The following is a 12,716-nucleotide window of genomic DNA, read 5'->3' as shown; positions in this document are numbered from 1 at the left end:
GGTCACGCGTCACAAGGTTCGATCAGCTCTGGCCCGCTGGCCCGGTTCGAGTTCACCGCAGGCCCGACCCGGTGGAAGGTCAACACATCCTCGTTCCCCGGCTGCATCAGCCGCGCGGCCCCTTTTCCGGCTTCACCCAACCACAATGGCCAGTCATTGGGTTCTACGATCAAGGGCATTCGCTGATGGATGACCTCAAGCCATTTGTTGGCAGCCGTCGTCACGATAGCACAGGTGCCCTGCCGTTCGCTTTCAGGGCCCCAGTCCTGCCAGACCCCGGCAAAGGCAATGGGAGCTTTGTCCTGACGGTGGATATACCAAGGCAGGCGCGTTCCCTGTTTGGTTTTTGTCCATTCATAGAACCCAGTCGCTATGATCAGGCAGCGGCGCGTCCGGCAGGCATCGCGAAAGGCGGGCTTGTCCGCCAGGGTCTCGGCCCGGGCGTTGATCAGTAACGGCCCCGCCGTTTCGGTCTTGTACCAATGTGGCAGAAATCCCCAGCGCAGCGCATCCAGATGGCGGCCTGTTTCGCCGCTACGCACGACATGTACCTGATTTGTCGGACAAACATTGAAATTCGGCACCACAGGTAGCGCATTTGCCGGGCGCGCTGAAAACAGCTGCGCCATTGCGTCGTTGGGAAGAGTTATTGCAAACCGTCCGCACATGGGTAATGAACCACCGATACATTCTTGATACAGGCACAGGATCTCACGGGGTCACATGGAATACCAGACAACGCAATCCCTCAAGAGCAAAGCACTGGCGCTTCTGGAAGCAGGCAAGCTGCCGCAAGCTTTGAAAAAGGCCCAGCTGGGTGTCAAGAAATTCCCAAAAGACTCGGATTATCATGCCATCGCCGGCTTTGTTTTGACCGAGATGAAGCAATACAAGAAATCTATTCCGCATTTTGTTGAAGCCTCGCGGATGAAACCGGACGACCTGCAGTTTGTCGAAAACCTGGCGAATGCATTGATGCAGACCGGGCAAATTTCCAAAGCCCTGGACTATACCGAACAAAAGCTGGAGCAATTCCCCAACAACCAGGAACTGAACCGCGTGCTGGATGAAATTCACCTCAAAGGCACCAATTGGCGCATGATGATCGAACATGCGAGCAAGAAGCTGGAGAGCGATCCAGACAATGTGGACCTTCTTGCAAAACGTGCCAGAGCTTACGCCAATATCGGCTTTGACGATGAAAACTCGCGGGATGTCGCCCGCGCCTACGAGTTGGACCCCGAGAACACAAAGATTGCCCTTATTAAGTCTGTAAACCTTCACCAAACGGGTGAAAAGAACGAGTCCAAGGCAATACTGAGGCGCGTTCTTCAAAACGAACCCGAACATATGTCGGCTTTGCTGCAATTATCGGCAATTGCAACCACAGAAGAAGCTCCGGAGCTGCTAGAAGCCGTTAATAAAGCCATCTCCGAAAAGGGAGATGATAAGCTGGAGCTCCAGTTCGCCAAGGCGCATTTGATTTCAAAGTTAGACGGGTTGAATGCCGCCATGCCGCATTATGCGCGGGCCAATGAAATTCAGCACCAAGGCAACCCCTATGTCCCGGCGGATGAAGAGGAAAAACTGTTCCGGATCACCAGCTTGTTCCCTGTCGATTCCGATGCACCAGAGTCCGGCTTTGCCGAGGGGCCAGCACCGATCTTTGTACTGGGTCAACCCCGCTCTGGCACGACATTGATGGAAATGATGCTGAGTTCAGCCCCCGGAATTTCCGGTTGCGGCGAACTGACTTTGGGGGCCGATCTGTCGCGTGAGTATGAGAAAAAAGGCCAGAAGTATGACGCTGCCAAAGCGTCCGAGCTCGCGCGGGAATTCCTCGAATTGATGCCGCCCATTCCGGGCGACTCTGTCGCCTTTGTCGATAAGATGCCGCACAATTATCAACGTATTGGATTCCTGCTGTCTGCCTTCCCAAAGGCAAAGATTATCAACATGCTGCGCGATCCGCGTGATGTTGGATTGTCCAAATGGATCAGATGTTTTCCTGCGGGCGGAATGCGCTATGCCTCGAATATGCAGGCCATCGCCCATTCGGCAAATATGTATCGTCGTTATATGGCGCATTGGGATACCGTGTTCGGAAATCGTATTCTGACGGTACCTTACGAAGAACTGGTGGCCGACCCGAAAACCTACAGCCAGCAGGTTGCTGCGTTCTGCGATTTGGAGTGGAACGAAACGATGATGCACCCCGAGAAAAACACCAAACAGGTACGTACGGCAAGCATCGATCAGGTGCGCAACAAGATCTCGACCAAGTCTATCGGCGGCTGGCGCGGGGTTGCTGAGCACATCAAACCGATGCTGGACGGGTTCGATCCGAAACTCTGGCCGGAATATGATTTCAGCTGATCCGTTCCCAAACAAAAAAGCCGCATCACAGGGATGCGGCTTTTGTCTTTGTCGTAAGCCCAGTTACTTCTGTTTGATACGCCCGTCTACATACGGCTGATAGGGTGCATTTTCCGCCAGGTATTCCGCGGTGACATCCGCAAGGTCCGGGCCGAAGTCATAGGCGTTCTTGTCATCGCCTTCGAACATCTTGTACCCGTCACCACCGTTGCGGACGTAGTTGTTGGTGACGACCAGGTAGGTCTTGTTCGGGTCGATCGGAATAAAACCGTCACCCTCGGCAATCATCACCTCGCTGACGCGCCCCTCGTTCGGTGCCACGCTTGGGTCCCAGGTAAAGCTAAGACCGGCGACTTGCGGAAAACGGCCTTTCACTTCTTCCACCTGACTTACGCCATTTTCGAGTGCGTCAATGACACCCTGTCCGCTGATTTCAAAGGTCGACAGTGTATTCTGGAAAGGCAACACCGTCAGAACCTCGCCCATGGTCACATCACCGGGATCGATAGAAGCCCGCAATCCACCCGAGTTGGCAATGGCAATCTGAACGCCCTGATCCGCCACACGCGCCAGCATCGCATCGGCAACCAGGTTGCCCATCTGGCATTCCTGCACGCGGCAAATTGAGCGATCCCCTTCAATGGCTTCTGCAGCGCTTGCAACAACCTTGTTGCGGATTTCATCCAAAGGCACCGCCAGTTCCGCAATCCGGTCCAGCGCGGCCTGATCCTCGGTCACAGCGTTGTCCATGATCAAAGGCTCGCCAGCTGCCTCGATCACTTTGCCATCGTCATCGAAAGTGACGTTCAATTCGCCCAGAAACTTGCCATAGGCATAGGCCTGAACGATCTGTACGCCGTTTACCACTGTTGGGTACGGACCTGCCGCCTTATCCGACACATTCGAAAGATACGTGTTCGAATGCCCGCCGACGATCACGTCAACACCAGTCGTCTCTTGCGCGACACGCTGATCGACGCCATAGCCGGAATGGCTGAGAACGATGATCTTGTTGACACCCTCACCTGTCAGTTTATCGACTTCGGCCTGCACAGCTGGCACCGGGTCCGAGAACGTGACATTGGGGCCGGGCGAGGCAAGCTCATCCGTGTCGATTGGGCTCAGGCCGATCAAGCCGATCTTCTCGCCGCCTACTTCGATAACGGTCGATTTCTTGATCCTGTCCGTCAAAAGCTCTTCGTCGTGAATATCGGCGTTGGACATCAGGACCGGGAAGTCGACCGAGTCGATGAACCCCCGCAACACTTCGGGGCCGTCATCAAACTCGTGGTTGCCAACGGTCATGGCATTATAGCCCAGCTTGTTCATGAACTCGGCTGCGACCTTGCCCTTGTAATAGGTATAGAAAAGGGACCCCTGGAACTGGTCACCTCCATCCACCAGAATCGAATTCTCTGCCCGTGCGCGCGCGTCGGCAACTGCCGTTACAAGGCGCGCCGATCCGCCAAAGCATTTGCCTTCTGCATTGTCTTCCTCACCGCAACCGCTGTCGTATTTGTTGATCGGCTCAAAGCGCGAATGGAAATCGTTGGTGTGCAGAATTGTCAGCTTGTAATCGGCTGCTGCGGCACCCGCCGTCAGGCCCACCACCGCGACCGAAGTTAAAAATCGGGTCAACATCTTGGAACTCCCTGTTATTATTGCCGGGGATCGTGCGCTTATGTCGACCGAGAGTCAAAGGAGAAATCCAGCTTGATTCCAAGCGCCGTGCGGGGCATCAGGTCATCATGCTGATCTACAAGATTTTCCGAGCCGTCGAATGGGCTGAACTGCAAAGTCTGGGCGCCACAGACGGAGCACCCATTGACGTGTCAGACGGGTTTGTTCACTTTTCTACCGCTGAACAAGCTGCTGAAACCGCTGCCAAGCATTTTGCGGGCGTTGAAGGGCTTACGCTGTTGGCCTGTGATGCCGATGCCATGGGCGATGACCTGAAATGGGAAGTGTCGCGAGGAGACGCCCTGTTTCCACATCTGTATCGTCAGATCAGGTTAAGCGACGTTGTCTGGGCGCGACCCCTGCCTTTTGTCGGCACGGCACATCAGTTTCCCGAGGACATGGCATGATATCTTATGTCGATCCGGATCGCGGCCAGTTCGAGGCGTTCAAGGCCCTGGACCGCGACCAGCCGATCGAAATGCTCAATCTGGTGAAGTTCCGCGCCGAGGCGCAGTATCCCAAATCACATGAATTGGCGGGCGCAGGGTTGACCGGGGCGCAGGCCTATCAGAAATACGGGACTGAAACCGCCCCAATCATTGGCCGTATCGGGGCAAGCATCCTATGGCGGGGTGTCTTTGAAACGACACTGATCGGACCGGCTGATGAGGTATGGGATGCCGTCTTTATCGCACGCTATCCGACTGCATATGCGTTTCTTGAAATGGTGACCGATCCGGCCTACCGGGCGGCGGTGGTCCATCGGCAGGCTGCGGTAGAGACCTCGCGCCTGATCCGGTGCGGATCAAGCGAAAGCAGGAAAGCGTTCGGATGAAACTGACCGAGAAATTCGGGCTTGCAGCCCTGCACTGCATGGACCCCGAAACCGCCCACGGGATGTCGATCAGGGCTTTGAAGGCGGGGCTTGCGCCTGCGCCGGGGCCGGTGACAACGCCGCGCCTGAAAACAAGCCTTGCCGGGTTGGACCTGCCTAACCCGGTAGGATTGGCCGCGGGCTTCGACAAAAACGGTGAAGTTCTGACGCCGCTGTCGCGCGCAGGGTTCGGTTTCATCGAAGTCGGGGCCGTCACACCGCGCCCGCAACCGGGAAACCCCAAACCACGCCTGTTTCGCCTGACCGAGGACAAAGCGGCGATCAACCGTTTTGGCTTCAACAACGAAGGCATGGAGGTGATGGCAAAACGGCTTGCTGATCGCCCCCAAAATGCGGTGATCGGCCTGAATCTGGGTGCCAACAAGGACAGCGAGGATCGCGCAGGTGATTTCGTCAAGGTGCTGGCATATTGTGCCCCGCATCTGGATTTTGCCACCGTCAACGTGTCATCCCCGAATACGGAAAAGCTGCGGGATTTGCAGGGCAAGGCGGCGCTAAGCGCGCTTTTGAACGGTGTGATTGAAACCCGTGATGCGCTGCCTCGCCCGCTGCCCATCTTCCTGAAAATCGCGCCGGACCTGACCGATGCCGAGTTGCAGGACATTGCTGATGTTGCGCGCGAGACCCGTGTGGATGCCGTGATCGCCACCAACACCACCCTGTCGCGTGACGGGTTGCGCAGTTCGCACAAAGGTGAAACCGGCGGACTGTCCGGCGCACCGCTGTTCGAGAAATCAACACGTGTTCTGGCGCGGCTCAGCCAGTTGACCGGGGGTGACATTCCCCTGATCGGCGTCGGTGGCATCAGCAATGCGGAACAGGCCTATGCCAAGATCTGCGCCGGGGCATCTGCTGTGCAGTTCTATACGGCGATGGTGTATGGCGGCATTTCTCTGGCGGCTGACATTGCGAACGGGCTGGATGAACTGCTGGCCTGCGACGGCTTTGACAATGTGGCTCAGGCCGTCGGCAGCAAACGAGAGGACTGGCTATGATCGAATATTGGCACAACCCGCGCTGTTCAAAATCCCGCGCCGGTCTTGCATTGCTGGAAGAAAATGGTGCACGGGTCACGGTGCGCAAATATCTTGAGGATGCACCATCAATTGATGAGCTGCGAGCGGCACAATCCGCCTTGGGGCTTTCGCCCGTCGAGATGATGCGCACCGGAGAATCCCGGTTCAAGGAACTGGGGCTGACAAAGACCTCGCCAGACGACGCCCTGATCCGGGCCATGGCTGAAAACCCGATCCTGATTGAACGTCCGCTTGCCATTGCGGGGGATAAAGCCGCCATCGGGCGTCCACCGGAAAACCTTCTTGCGCTGCTCTAGGCCACCTGCGCCTCGAGCTTGGGATAGCGCCATCCTAAAGTCACGCCGCGCGCGATATTAAGCACCATCAACGCGGCCCACAGGCCGTGATTTCCGAAACTCGGCACCAGAATAAACAGCGCAACCAGATAGATCACAACCGATTGGAACATCGCGCTGCGCATTGCCCGGGTCCAGGTGGCGCCTATGTAGATTCCGTCAAACATCCAGCTTGCCACACCGATAACGGGTGCCAACGCGGCCCAGACAAGAAACTCGCGCCCGGCCTCGCGCACCTGCGGTGAGGTCGACATGAGGTCGATCAACGCCGGTCCGGCGACAAAGAAAACCGCACCCAGTAACAGGGCGCCCCCGACACCCCATTGCGAGGTCATGACAGACGCGCGGCGCACCTGATACCTGTCTCTGGCACCCACCGCGCTTCCGACCAGCGCCTCGGCGGAAAAGGCGAACCCGTCCAGCGCGAAAGCCGTGATTTCAAGAAACTGAAGCAAGACCTGATTGGCCGCCAGATTGACATCACCCAGATCCGAACCGACGAAAAGAAAGGTCGTGAAGGATCCGGTCAGCAAAACCGACCGGATCATGATATCGCCGTTGACCTGCAACATCCGGCGCAGTCGGGCAGCGTCAAATATGCGGGCCCAGTCACGCCAGATTCCGTCTTCGAACCCATCCCGACACAGCCAAAGGCCCAGCGCCAGACCTGTCCATTCCGCGATCAAAGTGGCTATGGCAACCCCTTCGACACCCCAGCCAAGACCAAGCACAAACCACAGGTCCAGAACGATGTTCAATCCGTTCATCCAGACCTGAAGAACAAAAACCCCACGCGTGCGTTCAACCGCAATCAACCATCCGGTAACCGCATAAAGCGCGATAGTTGCTGGCGCCCCCCAAATTCGAATCTCAAGATAGGCGCGGGCGAGCGTTTCGACCTCGGGGCTCGCCGGAGATAAAGCGAACGCACCCGCGAACACGGCCACTTGTGTAAGGATAAAGAACAGCCCAGCCGCGCCGCCAAGCATCAGGCCGCGCATCAGCAATGCCCGGGTTTCAACAGCGTCGCCTGCCCCGCGTGCCTGCGCCGCCATCCCGGTGGTTCCCATCCGCAAGAAACCGAAGATCCAGTAGATCGTTGACAGGATCACTGCACCGATCCCGACCGCACCAATAGGCGCAGCCTGCCCCAACTGGCCGACAACGCCGGTATCAACTGCCCCCAGAATCGGAACGGTGGCGTTCGACAGGACAATCGGCACAGCGATCTTCAGTACCCGTCGATGCGTGATGGGCGCCGAGGCGTCCTGCATGGTCAGCTCTTGCCCCGAGGCGGTTGCGGCATCAGGAAATGCCCGGAGGCCTGCGCAAACAGTTTCGCATGATTGTCCTGCCAGGCTTCAACCCGTACCGAGGCGTAACGCCGCCCCGACCGGCTGATAAATGCCCGCGCATAGGCGTCTCGCGGCAAGCCCGAACGCAGATAGTCAACGGTAAAGTCGATCGTCTTGGGAAACCGGATGCTTTCGTCTGACACGATGGCCTCTGCATCGATCTCTCCGCTTTCAATACTTGGGAACATGTGTTCCCAGCTCAGCGTGATAACGGCTGTCACTTCCAAAAAGGCAGCCGTCACACCACCATGAATTGCAGGCAGAAACGGATTGCCGATCAACTTGTCATCGAAATTCAAAACGCCGGTCAGCTCATCCCCGCGCCTGTCAAAACTGATGTTCAGGAAACGTATATACGGTACGCCGTCGACAAGCGCACGCAGGGCTGCATCGCGGCGCTGCTTGACCACCTGCATCGGCTCGGGACGAGGTCTTGGCATATTACTTCCCTTCAACCGTAAAGGACCCTGAGGCTGTCGCCACCGGCAGGTCCGTGTCGTTGTCCATTGCGGTGGCCCGCACGAAGGCAACGTTTCGCGTGATATGGTGACAGACGGCATGTGCAGTAATCGTCTGACCTGGCGTCGCCGCGCGCATATAGTCTATCCGCAGATCGATTGTTGCGGTTCCTCCGGGGGCCGATGGGTGGCTCATCACCGCAGCGCCACAACAGGTGTCCAGAATCGTGGATATCGCTCCCCCATGAATCACCGCTGTACGCGGATCCCCGATCAGGTCTTTGTTGTAGGGCAGAGTTATCTCTGCCTCACCCTCGCCGATCTGCGTGAGCGTAAGGTTCAATGCCCGCGCATGGGGGATCGCCTCGATAAACTGGCGGGCTAAAACTGTCTTATCGACCATAAGTATGCGTCCTGTTCTCTGCACCGCCTTTATGAGCCGGTGTTCCGGTAAAGAGCAAGCCTACCTGTTGCGCTTGGGATCGGGACCGCCTAGGTTGCTGACGAGGAGACCGGGAATGTCCAACAACCGTTTGTCATTCAAAGAAATGTGCGCCGAGTTTGACGTGACGCCGCGCACCCTGCGCTACTACGAATATATCGAGCTTTTGCAACCGGACCGCGAAGGGCGTTCGCGCTTTTACGGGCCCCGGGAATGCGCGCGGATGAAACTGATCATGCGCGGCCGAAAGTTTGGTTTTCCTCTAGAAGAGATTCGCCAATGGCTACTGATCTATGAAGATCAGGGAAACGAGGCCCAGATGGCCACCTTTGTCGAAATGGCGGACCGCCAGATGAGTGAGCTTCAGCAGCAGCGACAGCAACTGGATGAGGCAATGGACGAACTCAAAAGCCTGCGCGACCAAACGGCCAAGTCGCTGGAATAACCTTTTCCGATATTTCATAATCAAGCATTGCAGGTGGCAGAACCTGTCGAAACCGGTGCGCATCCCCTTCAAGGCACCCGTTTATTCATGCCGGAAATCAGTTGACGTAACGGTAACAAAATTACGCCGAAAGCCCCTTACGTGCACGGATGTTACGTCAACTTCAAAGTGACGCAGCGTCTGGATTACGTAAACGTCACTCACATGTTGTAAAGCACCCACCAACTGCGCAACTCATGTTTCATGACGCCAGTGACGAGAGTATGACGAATGACCGAAGATGTGATGACCATCCGCGAGATGTGCGAGACCTATGATGTCACACCACGCACCTTGCGGTTCTATGAGGCAAAGGAACTACTGTTCCCGATCCGCGAAGGCCAAAAACGTCTGTTCACCAAACGTGACCGGGCGCGGCTGAAGCTGATCCTGCGCGGCAAAAGATTCGGGTTCAGCCTCGAGGAAATTCGACAGCTGCTGGATCTCTACCATGTGGGCGATCAACAGGTCACCCAGATGAATCGCACTTATGAAATCGCGTGCGAGCGTCTGGCTGACATGGAATCGCGCCGCGAAGAGCTGACGCAGGCCATCGACGATCTGAAAGAGCAGTTGCGCTGGGGCGAGAAAGTCATCGCCTCGATGAAACAGGAAAAGAAGGCGGCCGAGTAACCTCGCCCTGCCTTCCGGACATATGAATTAAGGGAGCTTCACATGCCCGTTTACAACGCGCCAACCAAAGACATGCAGTTCATTCTGCACGATGTTCTGAAAGTCTCGCAGTCGGACATCCCCGGCTATGACGAACTGGAGCCCGAATTCACCGGCGCAGTTCTGGAAGAAGCAGGCAAGGTTGCCACCAACGTCCTGCATCCTTTGAACGTTGTTGGTGACACCGAAGGGTGCCGGTTGGAAAACGGCATTGTGTACACCCCTACCGGGTTCAAAGACGCCTTCGAGCAGATGAAGGAAGGTGGCTGGACTGGCCTCGACATGCCGGAAGAGTATGGTGGCCAGAACATGCCTTACGTGATCGGCACAGCTGTGGGTGAGATGTTCTCGGGCTCCAACCAGGCTTTCACCATGTATCAGGGCCTGACCCACGGCGCGGCCTCGGCCATTCTGGCGCACGGGACAGACGAGCAGAAGAACAAATACCTGCCCAACATGGTCAGCTGCGAATGGACCGGCACCATGAACCTGACCGAACCGCATTGTGGCACCGATCTGGGCCTGATGCGCACCAAAGCAGAACCGCAGGGTGACGGCAGCTACAAGATCTCCGGCCAGAAGATCTTTATCTCGGCTGGCGACCACGACATGGCAAACAACATCGTCCATCTGGTGCTGGCCAAGATCTCGGGTGGCCCCGAGGGCATCAAAGGCGTGTCGCTGTTCATTGTGCCCAAGTTCATTGTGAACGAAGACGGCAGCCTGGGCGAGCGCAACGGCGTATCGGTCGGCAAGATCGAAGAGAAAATGGGTATCCACGGCAACTCGACCTGCGTCATGAACTATGACGAAGCCACCGGCTGGCTGCTGGGCGAAGAGCACAAGGGCATGCGCGCCATGTTCACCATGATGAACGAAGCGCGTCTGGGGGTGGGCATGCAGGGCCTGTCGCAAGCCGAAGCGGCCTATCAGAATGCTCTGGAATACGCCAAGGACCGTTTGCAGGGTCGCGATGTGACCGGTGTCAAGAACCCGGATGGTCCGGCCGATCCTCTGATCGTGCATCCTGATATCCGTCGCAACCTGATGGATCAGAAAAGCTTTACCGAAGGCGCGCGCGCGTTCATCCTTTGGGGCGCGACCATGATCGACAAGGCGCACCGCGCGGGAGACAAGGATGCGGACGGGCTGATCTCGCTGCTGACCCCGGTCATCAAAGGCTTCCTGACCGACGAAGGCTACGACATGACCGTTCAGGCGCAGCAGGTCTATGGTGGCCATGGCTACATCGAAGAATGGGGCATGTCGCAATATACCCGCGACGCCCGCATCGCGATGATCTACGAAGGTGCAAATGGCGTTCAGGCGCTTGATCTTGTGGGTCGCAAGCTGGCGCAGGATGGCGGCAAGCACGTCATGGCGTTCTTCGAGATGGTCAAAACCTTCTGCAAGGAAAACGCGGGCCAGAACGAAGCATACGACAAGGCGTTCATCGAACCGCTGAAAGCCGCATCCAAGGATCTTCAGGCCGCTGGCATGTATTTCATGCAGGAAGGCATGAAGAACCCGAATAACGCATTGTCCGGTTCCTATGACTTTATGCACATGTTCGGCCATGTTTGCCTGGGCCTGATGTGGGCGCAAATGGCGAAAGCGGCTCAGGAAGCGCTGGATGGTGGAGCCTCGGACAAAGAATTCTACGAGACCAAGATTGCCACCGGCCGTTTCTACATGGCCCGCCGCCTGCCCGCGACAGCGATGCATCTGGCGCGAATCCAGACCGGCGCGGACACGGTAATGGCACTGGACGCGGCGAACTTCTGATCTCAGTCTGGGTCCGGGCAACACCGCCCGGACCCAGCTTACCGGAGGAGACCAAATGCCAAAACGTTTTCGCCTGACCCGCCGCTTTCCGGTTGCGATGACTGAAGATGGGTATCGCAAACTCAAAGCGTTCGCGCGTGATGCCGGTCTGGACGAAGGTGAGGCGCTGTCTTTCTTGTTCGAGAATTTCAACAGCGTGATTGATGAGGAGAACCTGACCCACCGCCTGCGCATCTTCAATTCCGAACTTGAGGCACGGAAGAGGTGAACTGCTGCGGAGAAAACTCAACGGCGACTTTAATTTGAATGCCGGACGCCTCCGGCGGGAGTATTTGTGAAAAGATGAAGCGGCGATGCGTCCCTGCCACCGGGCACACTCGCCATCAGGACAGGAACGACTTCACCTTTTGCGGTCATCGGCTCTCCAGCCTGTACCGCACGACCACTGAATACGAAGATGGTTGATGAAACGTTACCTACTGCCCTTCATCTTTTCAAAAATACTCAAATCCGGCCTAGCCACATGCGCCTTGGGAGGGGCGAGCACATGACCATCAAACTTCATTGCTTCGGAGAAAGTGGAAACAGCTACAAGGCTGCTTTGGCTCTGGAAATGTCCGGTTTGGAGTGGGAACCGGTCTTTGTCGATTTCTTCAAAGGTGTAACCCGCACGCCGGAATATCGTGCTGACGTAAACGAGTTGGGTGAAGCACCAGTTCTGGTCGATGGAGATTTTCACACCAGCCAATCCGGTGCGATTCAGGCCTATGTCACGGAGAAATCCGGCAAGTTCGGTGGCAAGGACCGGGAAGAAGACTACGATATTCTGCGTTGGGTTTTGTGGGACAATCACAAACTCAGCTCAATGGCAGGTTTGACGCGGTTCCTGATCAATTTCCTACCCGTGCAGCACCGCAACCCTGATGTCATTGCATTCAATAAAGGACGTTTGAAGGCGGCTTATGAAATCCTGAACAACCACCTGGATGGTCGCGACTGGATCGTTGGTGATGGTGTGACCAACGCCGACCTTAGCTGCTGTGGTTATCTGTATTACCCTGAACCATTTGGCTTTGACCGTGCCGACTGGCCCCATATCGACGCCTGGCTGACCCGCTTGTCCGAACAGCCCGGCTGGAAACACCCCTATGACCTGATGCCCGGCAACCCGTCGGATCGAGCTTGAGGAGAAGACCC

Annotated in this window: 15 protein-coding genes; 10 read left to right on the top strand and 5 right to left on the bottom strand. The window is 56.7% G+C overall.

Features of this window, described 5'->3' with window-relative positions:
• Positions 1–2: 2 nt before the first annotated feature.
• Positions 3–668 (bottom strand): SOS response-associated peptidase, encoded by a 666-nt coding sequence (locus ACR0DY_RS14305; protein ID WP_480485180.1) that lies wholly within the window; start codon positions 666–668, stop codon positions 3–5.
• 55 nt (positions 669–723) lie between these two features.
• On the opposite strand from ACR0DY_RS14305, the gene ACR0DY_RS14300 reads away from it, so the two are divergent.
• The gene (locus ACR0DY_RS14300) at positions 724–2,376 is read left to right on the top strand and encodes a tetratricopeptide repeat-containing sulfotransferase family protein (RefSeq protein WP_480898549.1); all 1,653 of its coding nucleotides are present in this window, start codon (positions 724–726) and stop codon (positions 2,374–2,376) included.
• Positions 2,377–2,439: 63 nt separating this feature from the next.
• Here the strand turns inward: ACR0DY_RS14300 and ACR0DY_RS14295 are convergent, their stop codons facing one another.
• Positions 2,440–4,017 (bottom strand): bifunctional metallophosphatase/5'-nucleotidase, encoded by a 1,578-nt coding sequence (locus tag ACR0DY_RS14295; RefSeq protein ID WP_480538198.1) that lies wholly within the window; start codon positions 4,015–4,017, stop codon positions 2,440–2,442.
• 107 nt (positions 4,018–4,124) lie between these two features.
• Between ACR0DY_RS14295 and ACR0DY_RS14290 the strand changes: the two genes are divergently transcribed.
• The 4 genes from ACR0DY_RS14290 to arsC are packed head-to-tail and all read left to right on the top strand — an operon-like array spanning position 4,125 to position 6,284.
• On the top strand, positions 4,125–4,463 hold the full coding sequence (locus ACR0DY_RS14290) for a DUF952 domain-containing protein (RefSeq protein WP_209503272.1): 339 nt from the start codon (positions 4,125–4,127) through the stop codon (positions 4,461–4,463).
• Positions 4,460–4,891 carry a DUF1330 domain-containing protein gene (locus ACR0DY_RS14285; protein ID WP_480538200.1) on the top strand — a complete coding sequence of 144 codons (432 nt, stop codon included), beginning with the start codon at positions 4,460–4,462 and terminating at the stop codon, positions 4,889–4,891. Before ACR0DY_RS14290 ends, ACR0DY_RS14285 begins: the two co-directional genes overlap by 4 nt.
• The gene (locus tag ACR0DY_RS14280) at positions 4,888–5,946 is read left to right on the top strand and encodes a quinone-dependent dihydroorotate dehydrogenase (RefSeq protein WP_480898546.1); all 1,059 of its coding nucleotides are present in this window, start codon (positions 4,888–4,890) and stop codon (positions 5,944–5,946) included. Before ACR0DY_RS14285 ends, ACR0DY_RS14280 begins: the two co-directional genes overlap by 4 nt.
• The gene (gene arsC, locus ACR0DY_RS14275) at positions 5,943–6,284 is read left to right on the top strand and encodes an arsenate reductase (glutaredoxin) (RefSeq protein WP_480484252.1); all 342 of its coding nucleotides are present in this window, start codon (positions 5,943–5,945) and stop codon (positions 6,282–6,284) included. The genes ACR0DY_RS14280 and arsC overlap by 4 nt, the downstream gene beginning before the upstream one ends.
• Here arsC and ACR0DY_RS14270 read toward each other — a convergent pair.
• From ACR0DY_RS14270 to ACR0DY_RS14260, 3 genes are read right to left on the bottom strand one after another with little or no spacing between them, the layout of a single operon-like run.
• Entirely contained in the window at positions 6,281–7,597 is a 1,317-nt protein-coding gene (locus tag ACR0DY_RS14270; protein ID WP_480484253.1) for an MATE family efflux transporter, read from the bottom strand. The genes arsC and ACR0DY_RS14270 overlap by 4 nt on opposite strands.
• A gap of 2 nt (positions 7,598–7,599) precedes the next feature.
• Positions 7,600–8,118: a PaaI family thioesterase gene (locus ACR0DY_RS14265; protein ID WP_267364663.1), complete on the bottom strand. Its 519-nt coding sequence runs from the start codon at positions 8,116–8,118 to the stop codon at positions 7,600–7,602.
• A 1-nt stretch (position 8,119) separates the two neighbouring features.
• A complete protein-coding gene (locus ACR0DY_RS14260) occupies positions 8,120–8,539 on the bottom strand; it encodes a PaaI family thioesterase (RefSeq protein WP_480546472.1) in 420 nt (139 codons plus the stop codon).
• Between the two features lie 115 nt (positions 8,540–8,654).
• On the opposite strand from ACR0DY_RS14260, the gene ACR0DY_RS14255 reads away from it, so the two are divergent.
• The 5 genes from ACR0DY_RS14255 to ACR0DY_RS14235 all read left to right on the top strand — a co-directional run bounded on the left by ACR0DY_RS14255 (position 8,655) and on the right by ACR0DY_RS14235 (position 12,705).
• A complete protein-coding gene (locus ACR0DY_RS14255) occupies positions 8,655–9,023 on the top strand; it encodes a MerR family transcriptional regulator (RefSeq protein ID WP_480485170.1) in 369 nt (122 codons plus the stop codon).
• Between the two features lie 270 nt (positions 9,024–9,293).
• On the top strand, positions 9,294–9,695 hold the full coding sequence (locus ACR0DY_RS14250; protein ID WP_209503256.1) for a MerR family transcriptional regulator: 402 nt from the start codon (positions 9,294–9,296) through the stop codon (positions 9,693–9,695).
• 42 nt (positions 9,696–9,737) lie between these two features.
• A complete protein-coding gene (locus ACR0DY_RS14245; protein ID WP_480538210.1) occupies positions 9,738–11,519 on the top strand; it encodes an acyl-CoA dehydrogenase C-terminal domain-containing protein in 1,782 nt (593 codons plus the stop codon).
• 55 nt (positions 11,520–11,574) lie between these two features.
• A complete protein-coding gene (locus ACR0DY_RS14240) occupies positions 11,575–11,787 on the top strand; it encodes a hypothetical protein (RefSeq protein ID WP_209503252.1) in 213 nt (70 codons plus the stop codon).
• A gap of 279 nt (positions 11,788–12,066) precedes the next feature.
• The gene (locus ACR0DY_RS14235; protein WP_480546470.1) at positions 12,067–12,705 is read left to right on the top strand and encodes a glutathione S-transferase family protein; all 639 of its coding nucleotides are present in this window, start codon (positions 12,067–12,069) and stop codon (positions 12,703–12,705) included.
• Positions 12,706–12,716 lie beyond the last annotated feature (11 nt).

It is taken from the genome of Ruegeria sp. O6, from assembly GCF_056535045.1.
This window is presented reverse-complemented; position numbering and strand designations above follow the sequence as displayed.

Excerpts from the sequence above, each read along its gene's own strand:
- arsC (WP_480484252.1), top strand. The coding sequence starts at position 5,943 with ATGATCGAATATTGGCACAACCCGCGCTGTTCAAAATCCCGCGCCGGT.
- ACR0DY_RS14300 (WP_480898549.1), top strand. The coding sequence starts at position 724 with ATGGAATACCAGACAACGCAATCCCTCAAGAGCAAAGCACTGGCGCTT.
- ACR0DY_RS14260 (WP_480546472.1), bottom strand. The coding sequence starts at position 8,539 with ATGGTCGATAAGACAGTTTTAGCCCGCCAGTTTATCGAGGCGATCCCC.
- ACR0DY_RS14245 (WP_480538210.1), top strand. The coding sequence starts at position 9,738 with ATGCCCGTTTACAACGCGCCAACCAAAGACATGCAGTTCATTCTGCAC.
- ACR0DY_RS14255 (WP_480485170.1), top strand. The coding sequence starts at position 8,655 with ATGTCCAACAACCGTTTGTCATTCAAAGAAATGTGCGCCGAGTTTGAC.
- ACR0DY_RS14250 (WP_209503256.1), top strand. The coding sequence starts at position 9,294 with ATGACCGAAGATGTGATGACCATCCGCGAGATGTGCGAGACCTATGAT.
- ACR0DY_RS14270 (WP_480484253.1), bottom strand. The coding sequence starts at position 7,597 with ATGCAGGACGCCTCGGCGCCCATCACGCATCGACGGGTACTGAAGATC.
- ACR0DY_RS14280 (WP_480898546.1), top strand. The coding sequence starts at position 4,888 with ATGAAACTGACCGAGAAATTCGGGCTTGCAGCCCTGCACTGCATGGAC.
- ACR0DY_RS14265 (WP_267364663.1), bottom strand. The coding sequence starts at position 8,118 with ATGCCAAGACCTCGTCCCGAGCCGATGCAGGTGGTCAAGCAGCGCCGC.
- ACR0DY_RS14290 (WP_209503272.1), top strand. The coding sequence starts at position 4,125 with ATGCTGATCTACAAGATTTTCCGAGCCGTCGAATGGGCTGAACTGCAA.
- ACR0DY_RS14295 (WP_480538198.1), bottom strand. The coding sequence starts at position 4,017 with ATGTTGACCCGATTTTTAACTTCGGTCGCGGTGGTGGGCCTGACGGCG.
- ACR0DY_RS14240 (WP_209503252.1), top strand. The coding sequence starts at position 11,575 with ATGCCAAAACGTTTTCGCCTGACCCGCCGCTTTCCGGTTGCGATGACT.
- ACR0DY_RS14235 (WP_480546470.1), top strand. The coding sequence starts at position 12,067 with ATGACCATCAAACTTCATTGCTTCGGAGAAAGTGGAAACAGCTACAAG.
- ACR0DY_RS14285 (WP_480538200.1), top strand. The coding sequence starts at position 4,460 with ATGATATCTTATGTCGATCCGGATCGCGGCCAGTTCGAGGCGTTCAAG.
- ACR0DY_RS14305 (WP_480485180.1), bottom strand. The coding sequence starts at position 668 with ATGTGCGGACGGTTTGCAATAACTCTTCCCAACGACGCAATGGCGCAG.